This is a genomic window from Bacillus sp. SJZ110 (assembly GCF_006715455.1).
In the GTDB taxonomy this organism is placed as follows: Bacteria; Bacillota; Bacilli; order Bacillales; family Bacillaceae; genus Bacillus; species Bacillus subtilis.
The window spans coordinates 242435-267947 of the sequence record NZ_VFNF01000002.1 but is presented as its reverse complement, the minus strand read 5'-3'; the positions used below and the strand labels follow the sequence as shown (position 1 = coordinate 267947).

Annotated in this window: 25 protein-coding genes and 1 pseudogene; 2 read left to right on the top strand and 24 right to left on the bottom strand. The window is 44.1% G+C overall.

All coding sequences use genetic code 11. The annotated features are described in order from the left end of the window. Window positions 1–3 precede the first annotated feature (3 nt). The 9 genes from FB592_RS06885 to fabH form a co-directional block, all read right to left on the bottom strand. Complete coding sequence (locus tag FB592_RS06885; RefSeq protein WP_003239298.1) at window positions 4–756, bottom strand: YjbA family protein; 753 nt, start codon at window positions 754–756, stop codon at window positions 4–6. Window positions 757–961: 205 nt separating this feature from the next. Beyond that, window positions 962–1876 carry an oligopeptide ABC transporter permease gene (opp4C, locus tag FB592_RS06880; RefSeq protein ID WP_038828816.1) on the bottom strand — a complete coding sequence of 305 codons (915 nt, stop codon included), beginning with the start codon at window positions 1874–1876 and terminating at the stop codon, window positions 962–964. Window positions 1877–1891: 15 nt separating this feature from the next. Next, a complete protein-coding gene (locus tag FB592_RS06875) occupies window positions 1892–2842 on the bottom strand; it encodes an ABC transporter permease (protein ID WP_015252362.1) in 951 nt (316 codons plus the stop codon). A gap of 78 nt (window positions 2843–2920) precedes the next feature. Continuing rightward, entirely contained in the window at window positions 2921–4549 is a 1629-nt protein-coding gene (locus FB592_RS06870; protein ID WP_103804104.1) for a peptide-binding protein, read from the bottom strand. A gap of 87 nt (window positions 4550–4636) precedes the next feature. Continuing rightward, window positions 4637–5626 (bottom strand): oligopeptide ABC transporter ATP-binding protein AppF, encoded by a 990-nt coding sequence (gene appF, locus FB592_RS06865; RefSeq protein WP_049140722.1) that lies wholly within the window; start codon window positions 5624–5626, stop codon window positions 4637–4639. Next, window positions 5623–6609, bottom strand: coding sequence for an oligopeptide ABC transporter ATP-binding protein AppD (gene appD / locus FB592_RS06860; RefSeq protein ID WP_049140721.1), 987 nt, complete (start codon window positions 6607–6609; stop codon window positions 5623–5625). Before appD ends, appF begins: the two co-directional genes overlap by 4 nt. Window positions 6610–6800: 191 nt before the next feature. Then, a complete protein-coding gene (locus tag FB592_RS06855) occupies window positions 6801–7586 on the bottom strand; it encodes a DUF2268 domain-containing putative Zn-dependent protease (RefSeq protein ID WP_049140720.1) in 786 nt (261 codons plus the stop codon). A gap of 75 nt (window positions 7587–7661) precedes the next feature. Then, on the bottom strand, window positions 7662–8903 hold the full coding sequence (gene fabF / locus FB592_RS06850; protein ID WP_003244890.1) for a beta-ketoacyl-ACP synthase II: 1242 nt from the start codon (window positions 8901–8903) through the stop codon (window positions 7662–7664). Between the two features lie 22 nt (window positions 8904–8925). Further along, window positions 8926–9864, bottom strand: a complete 939-nt coding sequence (gene fabH / locus FB592_RS06845) for a beta-ketoacyl-ACP synthase III (RefSeq protein ID WP_003232971.1) — start codon at window positions 9862–9864, stop codon at window positions 8926–8928. A 164-nt stretch (window positions 9865–10028) separates the two neighbouring features. On the opposite strand from fabH, the gene yjzB reads away from it, so the two are divergent. Beyond that, a complete protein-coding gene (gene yjzB / locus FB592_RS06840) occupies window positions 10029–10265 on the top strand; it encodes a spore coat protein YjzB (protein ID WP_072173825.1) in 237 nt (78 codons plus the stop codon). Window positions 10266–10294: 29 nt separating this feature from the next. On the opposite strand, the gene comZ is transcribed toward yjzB, so the two are convergent. The 4 genes from comZ to FB592_RS06820 all read right to left on the bottom strand — a co-directional run bounded on the left by comZ (window position 10295) and on the right by FB592_RS06820 (window position 12918). Continuing rightward, complete coding sequence (gene comZ, locus FB592_RS06835; protein ID WP_003224559.1) at window positions 10295–10486, bottom strand: ComG operon transcriptional repressor ComZ; 192 nt, start codon at window positions 10484–10486, stop codon at window positions 10295–10297. Between the two features lie 14 nt (window positions 10487–10500). After that, the gene (gene med, locus FB592_RS06830) at window positions 10501–11454 is read right to left on the bottom strand and encodes a transcriptional regulator Med (RefSeq protein WP_014476425.1); all 954 of its coding nucleotides are present in this window, start codon (window positions 11452–11454) and stop codon (window positions 10501–10503) included. A gap of 90 nt (window positions 11455–11544) precedes the next feature. Then, the gene (locus FB592_RS06825) at window positions 11545–12102 is read right to left on the bottom strand and encodes a hypothetical protein (protein ID WP_125121305.1); all 558 of its coding nucleotides are present in this window, start codon (window positions 12100–12102) and stop codon (window positions 11545–11547) included. 81 nt (window positions 12103–12183) lie between these two features. Beyond that, the gene (locus FB592_RS06820) at window positions 12184–12918 is read right to left on the bottom strand and encodes a hypothetical protein (RefSeq protein ID WP_003245223.1); all 735 of its coding nucleotides are present in this window, start codon (window positions 12916–12918) and stop codon (window positions 12184–12186) included. Between the two features lie 248 nt (window positions 12919–13166). On the opposite strand from FB592_RS06820, the gene FB592_RS06815 reads away from it, so the two are divergent. Next, entirely contained in the window at window positions 13167–13352 is a 186-nt protein-coding gene (locus tag FB592_RS06815) for a YjzD family protein (RefSeq protein WP_003245236.1), read from the top strand. A 45-nt stretch (window positions 13353–13397) separates the two neighbouring features. Here the strand turns inward: FB592_RS06815 and FB592_RS06810 are convergent, their stop codons facing one another. From FB592_RS06810 to FB592_RS06760, 11 genes and pseudogenes are all read right to left on the bottom strand, one after another. Further along, on the bottom strand, window positions 13398–13577 hold the full coding sequence (locus tag FB592_RS06810) for a YjzC family protein (RefSeq protein ID WP_003245356.1): 180 nt from the start codon (window positions 13575–13577) through the stop codon (window positions 13398–13400). Window positions 13578–13662: 85 nt separating this feature from the next. Further along, a complete protein-coding gene (gene argF / locus FB592_RS06805; RefSeq protein ID WP_021479560.1) occupies window positions 13663–14622 on the bottom strand; it encodes an ornithine carbamoyltransferase in 960 nt (319 codons plus the stop codon). Beyond that, window positions 14610–17702 carry a carbamoyl-phosphate synthase (glutamine-hydrolyzing) large subunit gene (locus tag FB592_RS06800; RefSeq protein WP_141949402.1) on the bottom strand — a complete coding sequence of 1031 codons (3093 nt, stop codon included), beginning with the start codon at window positions 17700–17702 and terminating at the stop codon, window positions 14610–14612. The genes argF and FB592_RS06800 overlap by 13 nt, the downstream gene beginning before the upstream one ends. Continuing rightward, window positions 17695–18756 carry a carbamoyl phosphate synthase small subunit gene (locus FB592_RS06795; protein ID WP_021479562.1) on the bottom strand — a complete coding sequence of 354 codons (1062 nt, stop codon included), beginning with the start codon at window positions 18754–18756 and terminating at the stop codon, window positions 17695–17697. Before FB592_RS06795 ends, FB592_RS06800 begins: the two co-directional genes overlap by 8 nt. Before the next feature lie 70 nt (window positions 18757–18826). Next, the gene (locus FB592_RS06790; RefSeq protein ID WP_049140718.1) at window positions 18827–19984 is read right to left on the bottom strand and encodes an acetylornithine transaminase; all 1158 of its coding nucleotides are present in this window, start codon (window positions 19982–19984) and stop codon (window positions 18827–18829) included. Beyond that, complete coding sequence (argB, locus tag FB592_RS06785) at window positions 19981–20757, bottom strand: acetylglutamate kinase (protein ID WP_014476417.1); 777 nt, start codon at window positions 20755–20757, stop codon at window positions 19981–19983. Before argB ends, FB592_RS06790 begins: the two co-directional genes overlap by 4 nt. 14 nt (window positions 20758–20771) lie before the next feature. Next, complete coding sequence (argJ, locus tag FB592_RS06780) at window positions 20772–21992, bottom strand: bifunctional ornithine acetyltransferase/N-acetylglutamate synthase (protein WP_064671231.1); 1221 nt, start codon at window positions 21990–21992, stop codon at window positions 20772–20774. A 19-nt stretch (window positions 21993–22011) separates the two neighbouring features. Further along, window positions 22012–23049, bottom strand: coding sequence for an N-acetyl-gamma-glutamyl-phosphate reductase (gene argC, locus FB592_RS06775; RefSeq protein ID WP_141949401.1), 1038 nt, complete (start codon window positions 23047–23049; stop codon window positions 22012–22014). A 205-nt stretch (window positions 23050–23254) separates the two neighbouring features. Next, a complete protein-coding gene (locus FB592_RS06770; protein WP_003232993.1) occupies window positions 23255–23794 on the bottom strand; it encodes an MFS transporter in 540 nt (179 codons plus the stop codon). Continuing rightward, a pseudogene (locus FB592_RS06765) lies at window positions 23794–25219 on the bottom strand (FAD-binding protein). The gene FB592_RS06770 and the pseudogene FB592_RS06765 overlap by 1 nt, the downstream one beginning before the upstream one ends. A 61-nt stretch (window positions 25220–25280) precedes the next feature. After that, the gene (locus FB592_RS06760; protein ID WP_003232996.1) at window positions 25281–25451 is read right to left on the bottom strand and encodes a YqaE/Pmp3 family membrane protein; all 171 of its coding nucleotides are present in this window, start codon (window positions 25449–25451) and stop codon (window positions 25281–25283) included. Between the last annotated feature and the right edge of the window lie 62 nt (window positions 25452–25513).

The following is a 25513-nucleotide window of genomic DNA, read 5'->3' as shown; positions in this document are numbered from 1 at the left end:
TTTTTAGTTGACCTTTGATTCGTTTTCCATTTCCCAAAGCTTTTCGAAAAAAGGCTGTCCTTTTATTAGGTTTTCGCAAAAAGCTAGGTGCTTGTCCGACCAGCCTTCAATTGTTTCGTTATACAGCATGTCCCAAATCTCTTCAAAGCTCATCCTTTTGATTTGTTCATACATATGCGGATTCCACTCTGTGTACCAGTAGCCAATTTCCGCTCGGTTTTTCAGCCCTTTTAATTGGTCAAGCGCCATAAACATCAGCTGCTTAATTTGCCGTTCTTTTCTTGTCAGTCCTCTGACATGTTCTGGTGCTAATGATAAGATGTGATATTCCTTGGAGGATTCCAGCTTCTTTGGCTCAAATTCATATGTTTCAGGCTCTACATCTTTTACCATTTCATAAACGAGCTGCTCCTGTCTTGGGATCAGACGGCTTTTTCTGACAGGGATCGTGTAGCCGATCGTGTCGACAGCTAAAATGCCGATTCCGTCTGTTACGACAAAACAATACTCAAGCTTTGTCCGCTCATGATTTTTCCGAATGTACGATTTCTGATGTACGTCTTCAAGCAAACCTTTCGGAAGCTCTGACAAATCGTTTTCTATGTAATGAAACAGTACTGACGGCACCCTTAACAGCGGCACCTGATCCAAAAGCTCAACCGTATCTTCCTTGCGCCATTCGTGAAAGTGGCATACATTGTAGCCATTTTCTTCCCCTTCAAACCAATTGACCCACACATCATGAAGAAATAACATCTCTAACCCCTCACTTTTATAAAAACTGTTGTCCACAGTATAGGCAAGGGATAGAGAAATTATTCCAAAGAGATTGAGGAAATCTGGAATCACTGGTTTTATGCAAGAATCACAAAAAGCAGATCTCTTTGTATATTTTCTGACAAAAGGAGACCTGCTTTTTTTCTGATTTGGTGATATTTTATAACAGATATGATATTCATTTTTATTTAATATTTTTCGGGTCAAGCGCATCCCGCAGGCCATCACCGACAAAGTTGAAGCATAAAACGGTCATTAAAATAAATAGCCCGGGAAATAACGGGTACCACCATGCTTGAATCATTAATGTAAAGTTTTGAGCATCCTGAAGCATGTTTCCCCAGCTAGCGATTGGCGGCTGGATACCGAAACCCAAATAGCTTAGCGTTGATTCAGCTAGAATGACACTCCCTACTTTTAGAGTAGCGGAGACAATAATTGGTCCAATACAATTCGGTAATATATGCGAAAAAATAATTTTGTGATTTTTTGTGCCTATTGTTTTAGCAGCCAATACAAATTCCCTTGACCTTAGAGATAAAAACTCACCTCTGACTAGTCTCGCTGTTGTAGTCCAACCCGTCAAAGAAAAAATCAAAATTAACTTATCCATTCCGGGTTGAAAAATTGTAACCAAGGTAATAAGCAGAAAAATATCAGGAATAGATAAGACTACGTCGACAGCCCTCATTAATACAGCGTCTACTATTCCTTTAAAGTACCCTGCTACAGCTCCAACAACCGTACCTATAGTAATCGCACCAATTACTGAAGCAAAACCGACTAATAAAGACACACGAGCTCCATATAACACCCTTGTAAATATATCTCGCCCAAACTTATCCGTCCCCATTAGATTTTGAGTGCTTGGCGGCTTCAGTTTGTTTAAAAGTGATTGACTCTCAGGCGAGTAAGGCGCAATAAAAGGAGCAAAGACCGCCATTAAGATGATAACTGTTAAAATTATACCCCCAACAACAGCAAGCTTATTTTTGAAAAATTTCTCAAAAAAGATCCTAGTCATTGTTTCTGGTTTTTTTCTAATATTTTCTTTTAGCTTTACCTCATTAGAGGGAGCCGCAGTGTTTGGATGTGCCATATGTGTCTCCCCCTTTTAATATTCAATTCTCGGATCAACTAATGCATACAAAATATCTGCAATCAAGTTCCCCAGTACAACCAAAACAGCAGAAATTACAGTCATGGCCATAATAACCGGATAATCTCGAGAGAATGCCGAATCAATAAATAACTTCCCTAATCCCGGCCAAGTAAAAATCTGTTCAACTACTACAGCACCACCAATAAATGAAGGGATCATCAATCCGAAAATTGTAATAACAGGAAGAAGGCCATTTCTCAAACCATGTTTGAAAATCACTTTATTTTCTTTAAATCCTTTGGCTCGAGCTGTTCTTATATAATCTTGCTTTAATACATCAAGCATACTTGATCTTGTATAACGAGTAATACCTGCCATATCCGCAGTTGCTAAAACAAATGCAGGCAAAATTAAATGATGGAGCCTGTCAAAAATGTTAAAGTCAGCGTTTAAAGTGCCGACACCTCCCGTAGGAAACCAGCCGAGATTTACGGAAAGAACCATAATAAGAATTAATCCGAACCAGAAATTTGGTATTGCCAGCCCTAAAAATGACGTGACAGTTATACCATAGTCAAGCTTAGAATAAGGGCGTTTTGCAGAAAGAACACCGAAAGGAATTGAAATCAGAAGAGCAACAAGAGTTGAAAAAACCATAAGCACCAGAGTATTCGGTAAACGTGAAAGGATTAGATCGGAAACTGGTGTCCCCTTTTTTACAATAGATGTCCCAAAGTCGCCTTGGAGCATATTTCCTAGCCATTTTAAGTATTGAACAGGTTCTGGATCATTGAGTCCGTACTTCTCAATAAATTTCGCTCTGTCAGCTTGGCTGATTGTCGGATCCATCATAAGTGACATCGGATCACCTGGCGCCGCTTTCATTATCGCAAATGATAAAATTGTAATGCCCAAAAGAATTGGCAGAGACATTAATGTTCGACGAACAATATATGTAACCATATTCTTGTCCCCTTTTCTAAAATAGGATAAAGAGGAAAGGATGCTTGCTTGATCCTCCCCTCTCTAGGGATTTAATTATTATTGTTCAAGCCACCATTTTTCAATATGATATAAGTCATTTTTCGGATGGAATACATAGCCATTCATGTTTGTCGGGATTGCCCTATGATAATTGTAATAAAACAGGAATGAATAAGGCTGATCCTCAGCAATCAATTTATAGATTTCTTCATATTTTTTCTGATATTCTTTTCTGTCTGTAATAGACTTAGCTTCTTCTAAAAGTTTATCGACTTTAGGATTCTTATACCATATGTTGTTTAATCCGTTCTTAGATTGACTGGAGTGGAAAATCGAAAATTGATCTGGGAATGTAGCCAAACTCCAACCGAGCAGTAGTGCATCATAATCCCAATTCGGTGCGCTTGTTTGTTCAATAAGAGCACTAAATTCCACAATTTGCGGTTTTGCTTCAATTCCTACTTCTTTAAGTTGCTGCTGAACAACAACTGCTAAATCCTCCCGAATCTTATTACCCTGGTTAGTTTTAATGGTAAATGAAAATTTCTTTCCGTCCTTATCAAGGTAACCGTCTCCATCTGTATCCTTCCATCCTGCTTCTTCCAAGAGCTTTTTAGCCTTTTTAGGATTGTAATCAAATGTAGGTACATCACCTTTTGGATAGTTCCAAGAAAGCGGACTTTCAGGAACATTTGCAACTTTACCATCACCGTTTAACACCTGATCTACCATTGCTTTTCGATCAAGTGCATACGTAAGAGCTTGGCGGACTTTTTTGTCTTTAAATAATTCGTTTTTTTCATTCCATCCAATATAGCTGTAGTTCAAACCAAGATCTGATTTAACTTGCACATTATCAAATGTTTTAACTGTCTCAAAGTCTGTGCCTGGTACAACAAAGAAGTCAATATCTCCAGCTTTTAATTGTGCAACAGCTGCATTAGAATCAGGAATCGTCTTAACTGTCACTGTATCTAAATACGGTCTTCCGCCATAATAGTCATCATTTGCTTCAAGTTTTACATAATCGCCCTTCTTCCATTCAACAAACTTGAATGGACCCGAACCAATTGGATTCTTCCTGTTAAATTCATTTTCTCCTAAATCTGCAACTGGCACTTTCCCTAAAATGTGTTTAGGCAGAATACCGTAACTGTCTAAAACAACATTGTAAAAATACGCATCCTTTTTCTTTAATTTAAATTCAACTTCATAATCACCTTTTTTTGTAACAGATTTTAGTGATTCAAAACCAGAACCGCGTTCACCATTATAGTCCTTGTTTAAAGGGATGCTATAAGTGAAAACAACGTCATCGGCTGTAAGTTCTTTTCCATCATGGAATTTTACACCTTTTCTAATTTTGACATCATAAGTCAGGCCATCTTTGGATTCCGTTACTTTCTCAGCTAAAGCAGGTTTCACATTTAGTTTTTCATCCGTTTCTAATAATGTACTATAGATCATCCCTTCAATATCTGAACTGGAAACGTCTGTAGAATAGAGTGGATTAAATAACGTTGGCTCTCCAGTTGAACCAACAACCAAATCCCCGCCTTGCTGCGGTTTGCCTGCTGATTTTTTCGCGCTGCTGTTGCTTGATTTTGATCCCGAGCAGGCTGATAAAAAGATGGCCAGAACCATCAATACACTTAGCATCATTAGTGCGGTTTTCCGTCTTTTCATTAGATATTCCCCCTCTTGAAATGTTCGTTCTTCTCAGCTGTTGTTTATGTAGTGTGCATACCCCCTCTCAAAGCTGTGCGGGCAACATTAGCTATAAAGGTGACAAGCCACAAAGTGGCTGGGAGCAGCTTCCTTAAATTCTGGTATTTGTTCCTTGCATATCGATTTTGCAACAGGACATCTTGTGTGGAATACGCAGCCTTTTGGCGGGTTGGCCGGACTAGGCAGTTCTCCCTTCAGGACAATGCGTTCACGTTTGACAGATCCTCTTTTTCTTGTAACCGGAACGGAGGATAAAAGCGCTTGGGTATATGGGTGAAGCGGGTTGTCATAAAGCTCATGCTTGCCAGTCAGTTCCATCATTTTGCCAAGATACATTACTCCGACTCTGTCGCTGATATGGCGTACGACACTCAGATCATGAGAGATAAATAGATACGTAAGATTAAATTCTTCCTGTAATTCCTCCATCAAGTTAATCACTTGGGCCTGAATGGATACATCAAGTGCGGAAACCGGCTCATCTGCAATGATCAGCTCTGGATTCAATGTGAGTGCTCTGGCAATGCCGATCCGCTGGCGCTGGCCGCCGGAAAATTCATGGGGATAACGGCCGGCAAACGACGGGTGAAGCCCTACTCTTGCAAGCAGCTCTTCAACTTTTTCGTTTCGTTCACGCATGGTATACATGTTGTGCGTATTAAACGGCTCCTTTATGATGGAACGCAGGGTCTTTCTCGGGTTTAACGAAGCAAATGGATCTTGGAAAACCATTTGAATATTTTTGCGGACATTCTTCCGCAGCTTCTCCTCTGACAGATTGGAAATATCCTGCCCTTTAAAAAGAATTTGGCCCTCTGTCGGTTTGTACAGTCTGATCATCGTTCTGCCGGCAGTCGATTTTCCGCAGCCCGACTCTCCAACGATTCCGAGTGTTTCTCCTTTTTTTAACGAAAATGAAACACCATCCACCGCTTTTACATCACCGACTTTTCTTTGAAAAAGGCCTGACCGGATCGGAAAGTATTTTTTTACGTCACGAAGCTCTAAGATTGTTTCTTGATTAGCTGCTGTCATGATTGTTCGGCACCCTCTTCCTCATATAAAAAGCATCTCACCGTTCTTCCGCTTTTGTGTGTCAAAAGCGAAGGCTGATTTGTCCAGCACTTATCCATAGCTTTCGGGCACCTTGGGGCAAAACGGCATCCCGGCGGCAGATTATCCGGTGTAGGCACACTGCCTTTAATCGCATTTAATTTATCAATCTCTCCATCTATAACAGGAATTGACGTAAGCAGGCCTTCTGTATACGGATGAAGCGGTTCTAAAAATAAGTCATCAACGGTAGCGTTTTCTACGACTTGTCCGCAGTACATGACAATTACTCTATCGGCAGCCTCAGACACGACACCTAAGTCGTGTGTGATCAGAAGAATCGATGTATTGAACTTCTGACAGAGATCTTTCATGAGCTCCAGCACTTGGGCTTGTATTGTCACGTCCAGCGCTGTCGTTGGTTCATCAGCAATGAGCAGTTTAGGATTACAGCTCAGTGCGATGGCAATCATCACCCTCTGTCTCATACCGCCGGACAGCCGATGCGGGTACTCTTTCATAATTTGCTCCGCCCGGGAAAAACCGACCAGCTGCAAGAGTTCAACAGCTCGTTGACGGGCTTCTTTTTTATTCATGTTTTTATGGTAAATCAGCACTTCGGTAATTTGTTCTCCGATTGTTAACACCGGATTAAGGGAGGTCATTGGTTCCTGAAAGATCATGGATACTTCGTTACCGCGGATTTTGCAATAATCGTTTTCAGTGAATGAGGTGAGGTCTTTGTCTTCGAGTTTAATAGAGCCGTCCATGATTTTTCCGCCTGAGCTTTGGACGAGGCCCATAATTGATAAAGAAGTAATGCTTTTTCCGGAGCCCGATTCACCTACAAGCGCGACGGTTTCGCCTTTGCTGATGTGAAAATCGACTCCGTCAACCGCAGGGATCGGCTCCTTTTTCCTGAAAAAATAAGTCTTTAAATTATTCACTTCTAAAAGTGTGCTCATGCTAGCTCCCCTTTCCCCCCTCTTGTTGTCAAACGTTTTCAAGAGAAAGCAATCCCTTTATTCAGAAATAATAAATAATATTGAATTATCGAAAAATTTTATAGTTGTATATTATTACAATCATTTTGCAAAATCAAGAATTTTTTAGGATAAATGTAATATTATTAATGAAATTCCATTATTTTATCCTTTTAAAGCATTGCATCCAAAAAGGTCTCAGCAGGAATGGACAGCCCGTCTGCGGCGCTTGCCTTGCTGGCGGTTAAATATTTTTTTACAATATTGAATCCAACTGCGTATCCAAGCATTTTTGGCTGATATCCTTTGCCGAATAACAGCTGGGGAAATAATCGATTATCCCGTTTGATATCCCGATGGGGCGCAATCTTTTTTTCATATAAAGCCTGAAGCTGCTCCGGTGTATACCAAGTCGTCCATTCAGCCGTTTGACTTCGGCCGAACCTCTCATAAACAGCATATTCCGCCAGCCCTTCCATGATGATTGTATCAAGTAATGTGACATCCTTTTCCTCTTTTGTCAGATGACCTAACCGGCAAACGTGATGATACTCATGCGTCATAAGGGCAGATACTGACCCAAAATCTAAATCTGACGAAAGAAAAAGGAACATTTTGTCTTGAAAGGCGAGTCCTGATTTTGATCCGAACTCTAAACGGATTCTCCTGTTTCGTTCATCAACCGGCAGCGTGACAATTGGTACATCAGGACCTTGCCATTTGTTTTTGAGGTACTGTTCTTCCTTTTGGATATGTCCGTAAAAACCTTTTTCCTTCAGCTTGGAAACAGTCTGAATACCCTCTTTTATGTTTTTAAACATCCCATGATGCTGAAGGTGTCCCAGAATGCCCTTCCAGTTCTTTTTCTCCGCACCTGAAAAAAGCGGGATAATGTAATGCGCCAAATCATCTATTGAATCAGCCTTCCTGAGCCAGCTATATGTTTGTTCTACACTCATGTGATCGCCTCCTCTTTTAATCCTATGCACACAAAAAAAACCGGCTACCCTTTAAGGGCAGCCGGTTTGGCTTGATTATGATTGATATTTCTTAAAGATTAATGTTGCGTTGTGTCCGCCGAATCCTAATGAGTTGCTGAGAACATAATTAAGTTCCTGTCTGCGGGCTTCATCAGGCACATAATCCAAATCACATTCTTCGTCAGGTGTTTGAATATTGATTGTCGGCGGAATCACGCCTTCTTTAATGGCCAGGATAGAGAAAATGGCTTCAATACCGCCGGCTGCTCCTAAGAGGTGGCCTGTCATCGATTTTGTAGAGCTTACCGCAAGTTTATGCGCATGCTCGCCAAAAACAGTCTTAATCGCCATTGTTTCGTATTTGTCGTTGTAATACGTGCTTGTTCCGTGAGCATTGATGTAATCAATTTCCTCAGGTGCAATGCCTGCATCTTTAATGGCTTCTTGCATCGCTCTCGCTCCGCCTTCACCGTCTTGGGCCGGCGCTGTGATATGATAAGCGTCTCCGGTTGAGCCGTAGCCGACAATTTCTCCGTAAATTTTAGCGCCGCGGGCCAGGGCATGCTCAAGTTCTTCAAGAACGATAATCCCTGCACCTTCCCCCATGACAAAGCCATCACGGTTTTTATCAAACGGGCGGCTCGCTGTTTTCGGATCTGGATTAGTAGACAGCGCTTTGTTGGCACTAAAGCCGGCGAATGACATTCTTGTCAGCGGCGCTTCTGTTCCGCCTGTGACCATCACGTCTGCATCCCCGCGCTGAATAACCTTAAACGCGTCACCGATGGAGTTCGTTCCTGTAGCACATGCTGTAACCGTACAAGAGTTCACCCCTTTTGCTCCTAATGCAATAGAAATCTGGCCTGTCGCCATGTCAGGAATCATCATTGGCACGAAAAACGGGCTTACCCGTCTTGGGCCTTTTGTTAAGAAGATTTCAAATTGAGACTCTAGTGTTTCAAGTCCTCCGATACCGGAGCCTACCCAAACACCGACTCTCGGTGCGATCTCATCGGTAATGTTAAGATCTGCGTCTTCAACCGCCATTTTCGCAGCCACAACCGCATATTGTGTAAAGCGGTCCATTTTTCTGGCTTCTTTTTTATCCATATAATCTTCAACATTAAAATCTTTTAATTCAGCGGCAACTTTTGCCGGATATTCTTCAGCGTCAACACGAGTGATCGGACCGATTCCGGACACACCGTTGATTGCGTTATTCCAACTTGTATCGACGTCGTTGCCAAGTGGAGATAATGCTCCAAGTCCTGTAACAACTACTCTTTTTTTAGTCATCTTGTGTGCACCTCACCTTTTTTTATCGGCCCCAGCGGATTGCAATGGCGCCCCATGTTAGTCCTCCGCCGAACCCTACCATAACGACCACATCGCCGTCTTTGATTTTACCGGCTTCCAATTCTTCTACAAGAGAGATCGGAATGGATGCGGCAGAAGTATTTCCATATTTATGAACAGTTTTAGACATCTTTTCGACAGGAAGCTCTAAACGCTCGCGAGCAGCTTCCATGATACGGATGTTCGCCTGATGCGGAATCAAAAAGTCGACATCCTCTTTTGAAAGTCCGGCTTTTTCAATGACATTTACGCATGATTCTCCCATTTGGCGGACTGCAAATTTGAAAACTTCTCGTCCATTCATGATTGTATGTCGTTTTTCATTCAGATACAAGTGCTGACCGCCTGTGCCGTCGGCTCCTAGTTCAAATGAAAGGATTCCTCTGTCATCACTGACTGGCCCGACTACCGCAGCGCCTGCTCCGTCTCCAAACAGAACGGCTGTATTGCGGTCTTCCCAGTCGGTAATGCTTGAGAGCTTCTCTACACCGACAACTAGAACATGCTTGTAGGTTCCGGATTCAATAAATTGTTTACCGGTTACAACCCCGTACATGAAGCCCGCACAAGCTGCGCTGATATCCATAGCACACGCTTTCTTCGCGCCGAGCTGTTCTTGAATCATACAAGAGACCGTAGGAAATGACTGATCAGGTGTAACAGTTGCAACCAAGATCATATCCAGATCCTCAGCAGCCACTTCAGCTTGTTCCAGCGCATTTTTCGCTGCTGCAACAGCCATATGTGATGAAAACACATCATCTGCTGCGATTCTTCTTTCTTCTATTCCTGTTCTTGTACGAATCCACTCGTCAGAAGTTTCAACCATTTTTTCAAGATCATGATTTGTTAAAACCTTCTCAGGAATGTAACGTCCAACACCAAGTATTCCAGCTTTCATAAGGGAAGACTCCTTTATATCTTAAATTTAGAAGATCAATCAGGTTGTGATCAATTATTAGTATCAGGTACTAATTCTATCCTATTTTTTTTCACATGGCAATATATTCGTCTAAACTATCAGTTCATCTTACTCATAGAGTATGGTATATGGAAAGGAGGCGTATGCAGTTGGATGTGTTTTCAAGAATGATGTTCGGCGATGCAGCAAAACCAACAGAAGAGAAGGAGGAACAGCAAGAGGAGGTTTCTCAGGTTTCTCAGACAAACGACGAAGAGACGATTCATTACATGCATATTATGGACCAAATCGGTTCAATTATGAACTCTCTTGATCAAATCAAGCCCGCTTTAAAGGAGCTTGCGCCCATGCTCTCCGCTATTAAAAAGAAAATCATGTGAAAAGCCACTTTCAAAAAAGTGGCTTCTTCTTATTCTGTTTCAGATTTAGCGTCAGACTTGCCAAGCTCATAAGCTTCCGCCATTACCGTTGTAAATAGATTCATAAACGGCTGGATGGCCTCCATTGAGAGCTCAATGCCTGATTTCTCAAGCTGTTCTTTCGCTTCAGGGAGATATTTCATGGCAATTTGCAAGAATTCAAGTGATTTTTCGTGCTGCATGTGACGTCACTCCATTATTCGTTTTTTGGCAGCTCGCCTGTTTTGTTGTATGTTTTGATCAGCTTGGCGATTCTTTGCTGAAAGTCTTTATCGACGAGCGGGCTGAATGTCCCCATCTCAACGACTCCCGTATTCAGGTCGTAGTAATGGTCGCCGCCCTCAAGGGTGCCTTTGTTAAATTGTTCAGCAATGATTTCATAGGCCTTGTCCACATTTTGCACCGTGCTGGTTAATACGGTATTCTCGCCCAGATCCGATTGATCTGTGACGTAGCCAATGGCATAAAGACCGTCTTTTTTGATTTGCTGAATAACAGGAACATTATACCCGTCTCCGGCGGGATACACAACATCCGCGCCTTCGTTCTTCATTTTCTGATAAAGCTTTACTGCTGTTGTATCATCATCCCAATGATCCGTATATTTCGTATTTACCTCTATATCCGGATTTTCATACTTGGCCCCTTTGATAAAACCATCAACCTCAGGCTGCCACGTAAAGGAGGCAATTACACCGACCTGATTCGTTTTCGACATATGGGCAGCAGTCATTCCTCCAAAAAAGCCCATTGCTTCCCCGCTAAAATGGACACTCGTTACATTATCAGCTTTCGCTTTCGCATTGGAAATGACGAATTCCATATCTGGATAATCTTCGCCGACCAAGTTAAACACCTCAGCATATTCACTCCCATGGCCGTAGAGCAGATTGACGCCCCTCTTATGAAAATCCTCAATCGCATTTATGATATCTTCTTCTGTTTTAACGCCTTCTTTATAATAGACGTCCACATTGTATTTGGATTGTATATTCAATAATCCTTTATACCCTTTTGTGCCCCATACGAGGTCATTAATCGTATCAGGAAAGAGCATGCCGACCTTCTCAATTTTTCCTTTGAACGGAGTTTGTCCACATCCACTCAATAAAAGGAGGACAGAAAAGATCATGACAAGCCTTGTGATCAAGTCATGTTCAACTCCTTTTGACAAGCTATAACATGTATTATTTTTATACGTTTATTGTATCTAGAAAACTCGAAACATGGAAGGTTTTTCTTAATATTTGTCGAAAATTGATGAAAATTGTCTTTTCCACTCGATAATTTTTGTTTTTGCTTCTTCTTTTGAGGTTTTCTCTGTGACTTGCAATTCAAAAAGCTGATCTTTGCTATGACGGTTTGGTTCTAACAGGAATCTCAGCAACTCGTCAGCCACGTCGTTTGTGTAATAGCCTTTTCCCTCTGTTTCTTCTTTCCATGGCCCATACATTTTCGGCAGGATCACGGTTTTTTCCGAGCCTGTTTTTTCACGTTTTTCCCATTCTTTTCGGTCTTCTTCATATACTAAAATATAAGGAGAATCACATTGGTCTAAAGGCAAAAAACTTCCGAACTGGATACAAATTGTATCATACTTTTGATCTCCAATGTGCTCAAGCTGGCGAAAGAGTTCATTTCTCCCAAGCCACATGAGTCTTTCTTCTAAGTACATTTGTCTCATTTTATCTTCTGTTTCCGCCAGAACAACGTCAACATGTATGCCTTCATCCATCATTCGCTCACATAATGAAAGGCCGAAAAATTCGTCCGCACCTACAATCAGCGTTGATTCCATTGCATCTGCCGCCCTTCCGGTTTTTCATTTCCCAAAACAAAACAGCCTCCGCAAAAGAGAAGGCTGTTGTCATTATATTCTCTATAATTCTTTTTCATGACTGTGAAAGAATTTGCAAATTGATGCATAAATTCTGCTTGGATGCTCAAATAAATGAAATGTCATGTCGACCGGTGAGCCTTGCTTTTGCTGTTTTTCCTTGAAAACTTCCGCATGTACACTGTAGGGATATGGAGCTCCGGTCATACGCTGCCATATATGAACCGGTACGCCGCTCGGGTAGCTTTGAATTGTTTTATAACGAATCGCTTCCGCTTCTTTTTCAGAAATTCCGTAGCTTTTCGATACTTCTTTCAAAAATTGCTTATAGAAAAATTTATTTTCTTTTTCCGATTCATAATGTGCCTGAAGATCGAGACAAGGATTCAACATTGCGGCTGAGCGGATATGATCCGGGGAAAAACGAAGCAGTTCATCGGCCACGAGAGCACCCATGCCTTCTGCTAAAATATGAATCTTCGGATTGAGGATTTCCTGCTTCAGCACAGAATGTATCAGCTGTTTGGCATAGGTGACTGCTTTTTCCGCCCCCCAATGCCTTCCGAACAGATTGCTGTTAAAAAGAGTGTATCCTTCATTCATCAACATGCTCAGAAGCTGATTTCTGCCATAATGCTGCTGCCAAAAGCTTGAATCATGTCCGACAAAGTGGGTTCTGTCCCCCAAGATAAAGATGCCGAAGCCGTTCGGGCGATAGGGCAGATGAATGACATTATGCTCCGTTCCCAGTTGAAAGTATCTTTCCGTTATTCCCATCGCTTGCCCGCCTCCTTTCACACTTCATCTCACGCTATCTTATGTAAATAGAAAAGAAACGAATAAGGTAAAGTCCTAGCCTTTTACATTTTTGGCTATTATACTGATTGACGTTTTATATTTTACCATTAAAGTGTGACGAATCAGACTCTTTTGTCACCTCACTTTCTGCTAAAATTGGATTCCCCCTTCGCTTTTTGTATGGTATGATAACTTTTAGAATAGAATGAGAAGGACGAGGTGGAAACGTGCGATATATTATTGCCTTTATTTGGACGTTCCTTTTATCACATATGGCATGCTACTTGGTTGCAAGCATGAACAGCGTTACGTATAATTTCAAAACATCATCTGTCATTGCTGTTGTACTGTATGTCTTAATCATGGTTTTAGCAGAAATCATGCCTATGAACAAAAATGCAAGCCAGCATTAAAAAGCCAAAAACCCAAAACATTTATTGTTTTGGGTTTTTTAGTGGTCACGGCTTTCTTTTGTAGGTCCACAGCCGGTTGTGGTTTGATGTTTCGGGAAACATTTCCCCTGCTGACAGATGGACCTTTTGAGGGTTTTTAACCATGCTCCCTGTCTCGCCGATTTCTACGTAGACACCGTTATTAGGCGCTTTCTGTCCGGGCCGGAATTGGTGCTGCTGTCCCACTGTTTTTCCTCCTTTTCCTTTTTGCTGTAGTATGCGCCTAAGCGGCTGTGAATATGTTGCCATCAAAAAAACTGCTGAGTTTGGCTCAGCAGTTTTTTGATGATTCCCCTTTGTATAAAATGGCCTTCAGCAGTGCTTTTTGCACATGAAGACGGTTTTCCGCCTGCTGGAACACTGCAGAGTTCGGCCCGTCAATAATCTCCGCAGTCACTTCTTCCTCACGATGCGCAGGGAGACAATGTAAAAATGTATAGTCAGGCTTGGCATGGCTGACAAGCGCCGCATTCACCTGATAAGGCGCAAAGACAGCAAGACGTTCTTGCTCTTCCGCTTCCTGCCCCATGCTTGTAAACACATCAGAATAAATCACGTCTGCGTCTTTTACAGCTTCAATCGGATCATCTGTCAGCGTGATAGAAGAGCCGGATTGAAGTGCATATGTTTTTGCCGCTTCAGCTGCTTCATCTAACACTTCATATCCCTTTGGCGAAGCGATCGAGATATCACAGCCCATTTTCGCGCAGCCGATCATCAAGGAGTGCGCCACGTTATTTCCGTCACCGATGTATGCGACTTTTACGCCTTTAAGCTTCCCTTTTATCTCCTTAATCGTCAAGAGATCCGCCAGCGCCTGGCATGGGTGGTATTTATCGGTAAGTCCATTGATCACCGGAATGTCAGCTTCTTTGGCAAGTTCCTCCACCTTTTCATGTTCAAAGGTCCGGATCATGATGGCATCCACATAGCCTGACAGCACTTTTGCCGTATCAGCGACAGTCTCACCGCGCCCCAGCTGCAGATCTTTCTGGCTTAGAAAGAGGGCGTTCCCGCCAAGCTGCGCCATGCCCGCTTCAAAAGAAACACGTGTCCGCGTTGATGATTTTTCAAAAATCATCGCCAAGGTTTTGCCATGGAATATAGGCTGAATTTTGTTTTGTTTCAGCTCACCGGCCTCTGCGAGCAAGGCGCTTATATCCTCTTCACTAAGGTCCTTTAACGTTAATAAATCTTTTCCGTATAAACTGGTTTGCGTCACTGTGTGCATGATGCCACTTCCTTTTTATAGAGGTCTTTGAGAGATACAGGCTGCGGATGGCCAGAACCGCTTTGTAAAAACGCCCGCACAGTTTCTTCTTCTGTAAAGACGGGGATGCCGTGCGTCATGGCTTCCAAACGTTCTTTGCGTGCTTCTTCAGAACCGCTCAGATTAATGTGGAGCGATTTTCCTTCCTGTTCCATCCATGAGGCAAATGTTCCTTCATGTATTGTAAAACCTGCGTTTTCTGCTAACTCCTTCACATCTTCCGGAACGTTTTGCAAATAAATGCTGCCTTTTTGACTCCAGACTCTTGTATAGATTTTTTTCAAGGCACTGTTAGCATCATATGCGACACACATGCCTTCTCCCGTTGATTTCATTTCCGGCCCAAGCTTGACATCCACATCCTGGATCGCATGAGAAGAAAAAACAGGGAACTTCACGGCAACTCCATGATGATTTTGAACTGCCGGATTTAGATCTTTTAAGGACGCTCCCGCTAGCAGTCGTGTGGCGAGCGGAATCATCGGAACGCCCATTACTTTGCTGACGACAGGAACCGTGCGGCTCGCTCTCGGATTCACTTCAAGAACGAGTATGTTTCCATTGTCGATCACAAATTGAATGTTCATGATGCCTTTAAATGAAAGTTTTCGGGCAATTTTTTGTGCCGCATCTTTCATGCCCTGCTGCAGCCCGCTCGTGATGGACGGTCCCGGAAGAATGGCAAAGCTGTCCCCCGAATGGACACCCGCCCGTTCAATATGCTCGGTATATGTCGGGATAAAGACATCCTCGCCGTCGGAAATCAAATCAATTTCGACTTCCTTTCCAGATACATACTGATCAATCAAAATCGGGTATGGCATGCTGTCCTCATCATTCAGCAGCTGAGAAAGCTGGGCTTGCGAGTCAACAATGATCATGCCCATTCCGCCGATAACATAAGATGGGCGGATTAACACCGGATAGCCGATCTCACTCGCTTTTGAAGCGGCTTCTTCTTTTGTATAGGCAATTTCTCCTTTTGCGTGCTTCAATCCCAGCTCATCAAGAAGCTGATAGAATTGATCCCGATCCTCTAACACATCGAGCGTTTCAAACGAAGTGCCGAGAAGGGTAATGCCGGCTTTTTCGAGTGCTTCAGCAGCATTGATTGCAGTTTGGCCGCCGAATTGCACGATTGCAAAATCAATATTCTCCTGCTCCGCCACGTTTACAATATGCTCCGTTGTCATCGGTTCAAAATACAGGCGATCCGCAATTTCATAATCGGTGCTGACCGTTTCCGGGTTATTGTTAATCATGATGGTTTCGAACCCAAGCTCTTGCAGTGTCAGCACACCGTGAACAGCACTGTAATCAAATTCAACGCCTTGGCCGATCCGAATCGGGCCTGATCCGATAATGAGCGCGCGTTTTTTCTCTTTGCGGCTGATGTCTCCATCGGTCTCTCCGAAATATGTGGAGTAAAAATAGTTTGTTTTCGCATCAAACTCAGCCGCGCATGTATCTACGATTTTAAAGGAAGGCGTAATGCCCATCTCCTTGCGAAGCGCGCGCACCTCTTCTTCTGTTTTGCCGATCAGCGAGGCAATGGTTGTGTCTGAGAATCCCTTTTCCTTTGCTTTCTTCAATAATTCAAAAGAGAGATCGCTCCCTGCTTCCATCAGGCGGTTTTCCAATTTGATGATGTTGTCAAAGGTATGAAGGAAAAACGGATCAATTTTTGTTTTTTCATGAATGTCATCAATCGAGACGCTGCGGCTCAACAGCTCCATGACAACGAAAAATCTGCGGTCATCCGGAGTGATTGCCAAATCCCATAGCGTATCAATTGAGAAGCCGCTGAGCTCTGGAAGGTGTGTCCCGATATTTTTTAATTCAAGCGACGCGGCTGCCTTTTGTATTGCCGCTTCTAAATTCCGTTCAATCGCCATCACTTCACCGGTGGCTTTCATTTTTGTGCCAAGCTTGCGGTCTGCATTTTTGAATTTATCAAACGGCCAGCGCGGAAATTTGACGATCACATAGTCCAGTGCCGGTTCAAAGCTTGCGTAAGTCGACCCTGTGAGCGGATTTTTCAGCTCGTCAAGGGTGTATCCGACTGCCAGTTTCGCAGCCATCTTCGCAATCGGATAACCGGTCGCTTTAGATGCGAGAGCCGATGACCGGCTTACACGCGGATTCACTTCAATGACGTAATATTGCTTGCTGAATGGATCAAGCGCGAATTGAATGTTGCAGCCGCCTACAACATCAAGTGCTGAGATGATCGTCAGACTTGCTGTCCGCAGCATTTGATAGTCTTCGTCTGTCAATGTTTGTGACGGCGCCACAACGATAGAGTCACCTGTATGCACGCCGACCGGATCGATATTTTCCATATTGCAGACGGTAATGCATGTGTTATTGCTGTCACGCATGACTTCATATTCAATTTCTTTAAAACCGGCAATGCTTTTTTCGACAAGGCATTGATTGATCGGGCTTGCTAATAGCGCCTGTTTAATCATAGCTGTAAAGGCTTCTTTATCAGGGGCGATTCCTCCGCCCTTTCCGCCTAATGTGTAAGCCGGTCTGATAATAACAGGAAAACCGATGGATTCCGCAAAATGGAGGGCATCAGCCTCGTTATCAACAATTTCACTCTCCGGCACGGGCTGTTTTAATTCATTCATTAACGAACGGAATTTTTCCCGGTCCTCTCCTTTTTGTATCGTTTCAACGGATGTGCCGAGGAGTTTGACGCCGTGCTCTTTTAAAACACCCGTTTCGTCAAGCTCCACCGCTAAATTCAACGCGGTCTGACCGCCTAAATTGGCAAGAAGCCCATCAGGCCGTTCTTTCTTAATGATGGCTGTCAGGCTTTCTGCTGTCAGAGGCTCAAAATAAATTTCATCAGCGAAGGCTTCATCAGTCATAATTGTCGCCGGATTGCTGTTGACGAGAATGACCCGGTAGCCCTCCTCCTTCAGCGCGATGCACCCTTGAGTGCCTGAATAATCAAATTCTGCCGCCTGCCCGATGATGATCGGGCCTGAGCCGATTACTAATATGCTTGAAATACTGGTGTCTTTAGGCATGCGCGATTTCTCTCCTTGCTGGTATCACATTCTTTAGATAATCATCAAAAATCCATTCGCTTTCCGCAGGTCCGGGATGGGCTTCCGGGTGGAATTGAACACTCATGACAGGCAGTTTTTTATGGGCAAGCCCTTCAACTGACGTATCATTGACATGATGAAACCTGATGGTGAGCTCTTCTTCATTAATCGACTGTTCATCAACCACATAGCTGTGGTTTTGGCTTGTCATAAAGACCCGTTTCGTCTCACGGTCGATGACCGGATGATTAGCTCCCCTGTGCCCGAATGGCAGCTTAAAAGTATTCCCTCCAAACGCGAGCGCGATCAGCTGATGTCCGAGACAAATGCCTAGAGTCGGAAAGCGGCTGATGATGCTTTTGATCTTTCCTAAATATGGATGGATTGCTTTCGGATCTCCAGGTCCGTTCGATAGCACAATGCCATCGGGTTTGATGTTGTATACGGCCTCCATTTGCTGGTATGGCACCACGGTAACCTTGCAGCCTCGTTTGACAAGTGATGATGCGATTGACTTTTTATAGCCAAAATCAATGAGAGCGATATGTTTATTCCCGTCGCCAAATGTGCTGATTTCCTGGGCGGAAGCCTGCTCTGCCACATTCTCTGGTTGAAGGGCAATCTCAGCTCCTTCTTTAGAGGCTGTGACTGTCGCACCCATCGTCCCGTTTGCCCGGATTTTCTTCACGACAGCCCTCGTATCAACATGGGTTAACAGCGGAATGTTCCATTTCTGTAGATACTCCTTGAGGCTGTATACCGCTTCATAATGAGAAAAGTGATCACACGCCTCATAGACAACCGCGGCTTTTACTTGCGGTTTCTTGCTTTCAAAATCCTTTTCATTTATGCCGTAGTTGCCAATCAGCGGGTAGGTAAATACAATAATCTGTCCCTTATATGATGGATCTGTCAGCACTTCCTGGTAGCCTGTCATTCCTGTGAAAAAAACAGCTTCTCCCGTACAGTTTTCATGACCGTCCAGCTCGCCGCTGAACGATGTCCCATCTTCTAACACTAAATAACCTTCCATCTAACAGCCCACCTCTTGATGAATAATTAATTATAAAAATGAATTTTTATGCCTTTATATCGAAAAAAAATCACTGGTTTACAGCGGAATGATGAGCGATTGCCTGTTTCAGCTTGCTGACGGCTTCTGCTATTTCATCCTTAGTCACGGTGAGCGGCGGCAGCAGCCGAATCACGTTCGGGCCGGCCGGCAATACAAGCAAGCCTAATGTCTGCAATTCAGAAATAATGTCAGCAACCGGGCCATCACACTCAATTCCAAGCATTAATCCTTTACCGCGGATTTGTTTAACAAAAGGGCTCTTTAGCTCTGCCTCAAGCTGTTCTTTTAAAAACGCCCCTTTGTCAGCAGCCTCTTGCAGAAAGTCAGGCTGGAATACAATTTGCAATGTGGCATTCACAGCAGCCATCGCCAGCATGTTTCCTCCGAAAGTCGTTCCGTGAGAACCAGGGGTAAACGCTTCTCCAAGCTGTTTCTTTCCGATGACAGCGCCGACCGGAAAGCCGTTTCCCAATCCTTTGGCGACTGTAATGATATCCGGTGAGAGTCCGAAGTGCTCATATGCAAAGCCTTTTCCCGTCCGTCCGATGCCGGTCTGAATTTCATCAATAATGAGAAGAGCTTGCTTTTCCTTGCAAAACGACTGTACGGCTGATAAAAATTCAGCGCTCGCCGGATTGACTCCTCCTTCTCCCTGCACTGTTTCAAGCATCACCGCGGCAATATCGCCTTCCTCCCCAAGAGCTTTAAAAGCAGAAGGATCATTGTATGGCAGGTAGTGAAAGCCTTCAAGCATCGGGCCGAAGCCTGTTTTGATTTTATCCTGTCCGGTCGCAGCCATCCCTGCATACGTGCGGCCATGGAACGACTGAAGAAAAGTGATGATTTTTGTTTTTCCAGTTGCTTTTCTGGCAAGCTTTATCGCACCTTCATTCGCCTCCGCGCCGCTGTTGCAGAAAAAGACAAGATCTCCCGCACTATGCGCTGCCAGCTTCTGCGCCGCTTGCTCTTGGATACTGTTTTGAAACAGGTTGGATACGTGCCATACGCTGTCAAGCTGTTTTTTGACTGCCTCTGTCACCGCTTCATGGCAGTGTCCTAGATTTGATACCGCAATCCCCTGAATGAAATCAAGGTACGTTTTGCCGTTTTGATCCTCAACGTACGTTCCCTTTGCTTTTTTGATGTCAATATCCCAACGGCCGTAGGTTTGAAACAAGCTGCTCATGAAACAGCCTCCTTTGCTTTGACGATTTTTGTCCCTTGAAAGGTTTGTTCTGCGAAGAATGATCCTTTTCCGTTTACGATCATGACTTCAGACACCTGATCTGATAAAGCTGACAAGGCTGAATTGACCTTCGGGATCATCCCTCCTGTGATCACTTCCTGCTTGATCAGCATCTGAATCTCCTTAGGGGTCAGGACGTCCAGACGCTGCTTTTCCTTCATGATTCCATCGACATCCGTGACGAACATCAGCTTATCGGCTTCAAGCGCTCCGGCGACTGCTGAAGCAGCCAGATCAGCATTTACATTCAGCGTTTTGCAGTCGCTTGTCATAGACAGCGGCGCAATAACGGGGATGATGCCATTTTCCATCAGCGCGTTCACCATGGACGCATCGACTTTTTTGATTTCTCCCACTTCTCCGTATGTTTCCGGATCTAGATAATCAGCCTCCAAAAGACCTCCATCCTTACCAGAAATGCCTGCGGCTCGCAGTCCGTGTTTGGCAAGCTCAGCAACGAAAAATTTATTGACAGAACCGGATAAAACCATTTCCGCCACTTCCAGCACCGGCTTCGTTGTTTTCCTCTGTCCGCCCGAAAACTCTGTCTTGATATTTAACCGTTTCAGCATATTCGTGATTTCCGGTCCCCCGCCATGTACGATCGCCAGCTTCCAGCCTGACGCCATCAGCTCTTTCAGATTTTGAAAAAATTCCTCCGACAGCTCACGGATGACGCTTCCCCCGCATTTAAAAACGATTGTTTTCTTCATTTCGCTCCCCTTTATTACGTGCGATAGCTCGCGTTAATTTTGATATAGTCATAGGTCAGGTCACAGCCCCACGCTCTCCCGTTTCCGTCCCCTTCATCCATCTTGATGACAATGGTGATTTCATCTCCTTCAAGGTATTCCTTGGCGAGAGATTCAGAGAATGGCTGAGGCTCGTTATTCTTAAACAGGCATTGGCCGCCAAGATAAACCTCTACTTCTTCTGCCGTCACTTGAGCTGCGGAGTGTCCAATGGCTCCGATGATCCGCCCCCAGTTGGCATCTGTTCCGTATACTGCCGTTTTCACGAGACTTGAGCCGACAATCTTTTTGGCAATGACGTTTGCATCAAGATTGTTTTTCGCTCCCTGTACTTGTGCTTCAATTAGTTTTGTCGCGCCTTCTCCGTCTCTGGCAATCTCTTTAGCCAGATCCTCACAAGTGAGCAAGAGCGCTTTTTTAAAGACCGGCCAGTCTGGGTGGTCTTCTGTCAGGCACTCGTTTTCAGCGCAGCCATTCGCCATAACTAATACCATGTCGTTCGTGGATGTTTCTCCGTCAACTGTGATTTGGTTAAATGAAACGTCAGTGATTTCCCGAAGCGCCTTTTGCAGCGCTTTTTCTTCAATTGCCGCGTCAGTTGTCACAAATCCCAGCATCGTGGCCATGTTCGGGTGTATCATCCCTGAGCCTTTGGCCGCTCCGCCGATCGTGACTGTTTTGCCGCCGATTGCCAGTTCATAGCACGTCTGCTTGATCACCGTATCAGTTGTTAAAATCGCTTCCTCAAAATCGCCTGATCCCGCAGGTGTTTCTTTCAGCAGCTCGATCCCCGCGTGGATTTTTTCCATGTCTAAATGCTCGCCGATGACACCCGTTGATGAAACAGCGACAAGCTCCGGCTCAATGCCAAGCTGTGAAGCAAAGCTCTCCCGCATTGTGTATGCGTCCTTTAGGCCTTGTTCTCCCGTGCAGGCATTGGCAATGGCACTGTTGACGATGACGGCTTTCAGTGTCGGTCCGTGCTTTAAGCTGTCTTGTGTCACTTTGATCGGAGCAGCCTGAAAGTGGCTTTGGGTATAAACTGCTGCGCTCACAGCCGGTGTCTCGCTGATAATGACGCCGAGGTCTTTTTTCGAGTAGCGCAGCCCGCAATGCACACCCTTTGCCTGAAACCCTTTTGGCGAGGATACATCCCCTGTTACTTTAACAATTTGATCTTCACTTAACTGAATCATGGTTCGATTCTCTCCCGTTCTATGGATAAATTGGCGTGATAGTGAGTCCAGTTTCTTCATTCCAGCCATTCATCAAATTAAAGTTTTGCACTGCCTGACCGGCGGCACCCTTCATTAAATTATCGATTACCGAGACGATCGTGACTCTGTTCGTTCTCTCATCGAGGGTCACGGCGATATCACAGAAATTGCTGCCGTACACTTCTTTCGTTTGCGGGTACTGACCTTTTGGCCTCACTCTCACAAAATATGAATCTTGGTAAAATTTCGAATATAAATCATGCAGGTCATCTGCTGATAGATCACAGGTTAATCTGGTATACATCGTCGCCATGATGCCCCTTGTCATCGGAACCAAGTGAGCCGAAAATGTAATGGGCCCGAGGCCTGGCTGCCATTCATTCAGCGCCTGCTCAATTTCCGGCGTGTGCTGATGTTCATTGACTTTGTAAATTTTAAAATTGTCGTTCAGCTCAGAAAAATGGGTTCCCATGGATGCTTTTCTTCCCGCTCCGGAAACACCCGTCTTCGCGTCAACGATAACGAAAGATTCATCGAGCAGTTTCTTTTGAGCCAATGGCGCGAGGCCAAGCAAAACAGCTGTTGGAAAACAGCCTGGATTGGCAATGAGTTTCGCCTGTTGAATTTGCTGTTGATTCAGTTCTGCCAGACCGTATACCGCCTCTTGAATCACCGCCTTCGGTGCCGCTGTCCGTTTATACCATTTTTCATATTCAGCCGGTTCTTGTATCCTCAGATCACCTGACAGATCAATAACCGGAATTCCCGCGTCTGCCAGCTTTGGAGTCAATTCACTTGATACTCCGGGCGGCGCAGCGAGAAACATGATATCTATTTCGTGTTTGATCGTATTCATATCAATCGGCTTCAGCTGCTGATCCGCTAAGCCGGTAAGATGAGGATAACCCTCGCTATAGACATTCCCTTCTCCGCTGGATGAATAAAGTATGCATTCCTCTGCATGAGGATGTTGCGAAAGAATCCTGACAAGTTCGGTGCCTCCATATCCGGTAGCACCTACAATTCCTATTTTCAAAACAAGTTCACCCTCTTGGTCTTTGTGAAATTATTTAACATTATAACATGAATAAAAATTAATTCAATCGTATATTTAATATTTTTATTCATTTATAAATTTTCTGTTCAATGGAAATTCCGCTCAAAAAAATCAGCATGACTTCAGCACAAAAACGTTGATGCGGCGCCGCATTTCAGCCGCATAAAAAAACAGGCTGACCGCGTCAGCCTGTTTTCATCATCATCAATCCACTCAAAAAATATAGAATAGAGCTTGCATAAAAAATCATTTGCACTGTAAAAAAGTCAGCGAGAAAGCCCCCGAGCATAATGGCTGCTGCTGAAAAGACAGCTGTCCAAAAATGGTAATTCCCAATCTTCTTTCCACGCTCTCCGCTGTCTGTAAAATTAGCGATCAGCACTTTTTCTCCATGCTTTTGCATCGCTCCAAAGAGCCCTAACAGCACTTGGACGATGTACACTTGAACGACGCTTCCGATATGCGGGACATATAAAAGCAGAACAGCCATCCCCCACGAGTTCAGAAGCAGAAAATAACGGCTGTCAAACCTTTCAGACAGCCGTCCGAGGAGCGGGTAAATGAGCGCTCCGCTCAACCCGAACAATCCGTAGGAAAAACCGAACTGTGTGTAGCTTGAGCCGATATTTTTCACAAACAGAATATAAAACGGAAAGATTAAGCTGCTTGCGAAAAACACGCTGCTTTGTGATAATGTCAGCCATTTTAATTTGTTTTTCCCCATTATTTATACCTCTGATAAAAGTAATTCATAAAGCGCTCATCCGGGTCATAGGTTCGTTTTTTCTGAAAAAACGCTTCACTTTTCGGATATGCCTGTCTCATTTGCGCTTTTGTCTGGTAGGTCATATAAGGCAGATAATAGCTGCCGCCGTGCTTGATGGCAACTTCTGTCATGCGCCTGATGATTCGGGCAGTATCTGCCTGGTCTTCTTTTGAAAAGCCCTCGTTTATTAATAGTACGAGCGAAAACATATCGTCCTTCGCATAGGAAAGGTCGGCCTTTTCATTTTTCTGCACGTAGCGGATCGTAATGTTCAGCAGGTTCAGATCTTCGTCCGACAGCGTTTGTCTCAGGTCATCAATATAGGACCCATACTCCTTCACGGGCACAAAGTATTCTTGCAAAACATCTGTGTTGTCATTGTTTTCATACTCAAGAAACTTTGATTCGGACCGCATGACGTTATTGCGTGAAATCTCTGTGCCGTTTTGGCTCAGGAAATAGGATTGCTGTGTGTCCCACAGCCAATTCCTGCCCCATTCATACCGTCTTGACAAACCGAGTGCAAACTTTGTGGCTCCCGTATACTCATCTTCTTTGAGATCGCTGTATGATGGCAGTTGATCCTGATGATCAGCCAATACGTAATTCGTGACATACATGTCTTTCAGAAATCCTTTTTTCGCTGTTGAAATTCGCGCCAGATGCATTCGGACATCTGGATTTCCTTTTACATGCTTTGAAAAATAGTCTGAGTATGTGCTGTAATTTTTCTGTCTTCATGACATACAGCTCATCATCTGTCAGCTCAAGCGTTACATCAAGAATCACGCCAAAAAGGCCGTACCCTCCGATGACCGCCGTAAACAAATCATCTTTTGGAGTGACAGTGATAATCGTCCCGTCAGCTTTTAAAAGCCGAAATGATTTGACTGTATCAATCAGCGAGCCGTAGCGAATATCACGTCCGTGTGCATTTGCGCTGAGAGATCCGCCGATTGTAAAAATGTTTTGTGACTGCATGACTTTTACCGCGAGTCCGTATGGATTCACGTATTTCTGGATATCATTCCACGTTGCACCGCTTTGCACCCTGATGGTTTTCTTCTCTTGATCGAGTGACAGGATTTTGTTGTAGCCCGTCATGTCGAGAACGATGCCGTCCTCATAATATGTATGGCCGCCCATGGAGTGCTGGGCACCGGCGATTGAAATTTTTATGTTTTTTCGATTTGCCTCTTTGACTGTGTCAATGAGCGTTTCCTCTTCCTGCCCTTTCACTGTCTGCTTTATTTTTACAGGCATCAGGCGGCTGACATCCGTCATCTCGCTTGTGGCTGTTTTTTGCTCTGGGTTCACAGAGTACGCAAACAGGGCCGCATACGCGCCAGTACAAAGCGCGAATGCAAGCAATTTCTTTTTCATAGTGCTCTCCCTGCTGTTTTTTATGACCATTATACCATGACTGCGTCCTCATTTTTCCAAATTATCTTCTTGCCCGTTTTTCGGCACGGCGGTCGGCGACGATAAAGCAGGCGTGAATCGCGCCCGGCAGCCAAAAGATACAGGTCAATATGAGATTCAGCAAGGCCTGAAACGGTTTTCCCGAAAACAAAACAGCAAGCGGCGGGCATAAAACTGCCAGCAGGTACATCATTTCCTTTCACTCCTTTCAGCTGTAAAAAAGGACAGCCTCACATATCAGGCTGTCCTCTTTTG

Coding starts and splice junctions, on each gene's coding strand:
- FB592_RS06885 (WP_003239298.1), bottom strand. CDS start 756: ATGTTATTTCTTCATGATGTGTGGGTCAATTGGTTTGAAGGGGAAGAA.
- opp4C (WP_038828816.1), bottom strand. CDS start 1,876: ATGGCACATCCAAACACTGCGGCTCCCTCTAATGAGGTAAAGCTAAAA.
- FB592_RS06875 (WP_015252362.1), bottom strand. CDS start 2,842: ATGGTTACATATATTGTTCGTCGAACATTAATGTCTCTGCCAATTCTT.
- FB592_RS06870 (WP_103804104.1), bottom strand. CDS start 4,549: ATGAAAAGACGGAAAACCGCACTAATGATGCTAAGTGTATTGATGGTT.
- appF (WP_049140722.1), bottom strand. CDS start 5,626: ATGACAGCAGCTAATCAAGAAACAATCTTAGAGCTTCGTGACGTAAAA.
- appD (WP_049140721.1), bottom strand. CDS start 6,609: ATGAGCACACTTTTAGAAGTGAATAATTTAAAGACTTATTTTTTCAGG.
- FB592_RS06855 (WP_049140720.1), bottom strand. CDS start 7,586: ATGAGTGTAGAACAAACATATAGCTGGCTCAGGAAGGCTGATTCAATA.
- fabF (WP_003244890.1), bottom strand. CDS start 8,903: ATGACTAAAAAAAGAGTAGTTGTTACAGGACTTGGAGCATTATCTCCA.
- fabH (WP_003232971.1), bottom strand. CDS start 9,864: ATGAAAGCTGGAATACTTGGTGTTGGACGTTACATTCCTGAGAAGGTT.
- yjzB (WP_072173825.1), top strand. CDS start 10,029: ATGCAGTTGGATGTGTTTTCAAGAATGATGTTCGGCGATGCAGCAAAA.
- comZ (WP_003224559.1), bottom strand. CDS start 10,486: ATGCAGCACGAAAAATCACTTGAATTCTTGCAAATTGCCATGAAATAT.
- FB592_RS06825 (WP_125121305.1), bottom strand. CDS start 12,102: ATGGAATCAACGCTGATTGTAGGTGCGGACGAATTTTTCGGCCTTTCA.
- FB592_RS06820 (WP_003245223.1), bottom strand. CDS start 12,918: ATGGGAATAACGGAAAGATACTTTCAACTGGGAACGGAGCATAATGTC.
- argF (WP_021479560.1), bottom strand. CDS start 14,622: ATGCACACAGTGACGCAAACCAGTTTATACGGAAAAGATTTATTAACG.
- FB592_RS06800 (WP_141949402.1), bottom strand. CDS start 17,702: ATGCCTAAAGACACCAGTATTTCAAGCATATTAGTAATCGGCTCAGGC.
- FB592_RS06795 (WP_021479562.1), bottom strand. CDS start 18,756: ATGGAAGGTTATTTAGTGTTAGAAGATGGGACATCGTTCAGCGGCGAG.
- FB592_RS06790 (WP_049140718.1), bottom strand. CDS start 19,984: ATGAGCAGCTTGTTTCAAACCTACGGCCGTTGGGATATTGACATCAAA.
- argB (WP_014476417.1), bottom strand. CDS start 20,757: ATGAAGAAAACAATCGTTTTTAAATGCGGGGGAAGCGTCATCCGTGAG.
- argJ (WP_064671231.1), bottom strand. CDS start 21,992: ATGATTCAGTTAAGTGAAGATCAAATTGTTAAAGTAACAGGGGATGTA.
- FB592_RS06770 (WP_003232993.1), bottom strand. CDS start 23,794: ATGGGGAAAAACAAATTAAAATGGCTGACATTATCACAAAGCAGCGTG.
- FB592_RS06760 (WP_003232996.1), bottom strand. CDS start 25,451: ATGATGTACCTGCTGGCAGTTTTATGCCCGCCGCTTGCTGTTTTGTTT.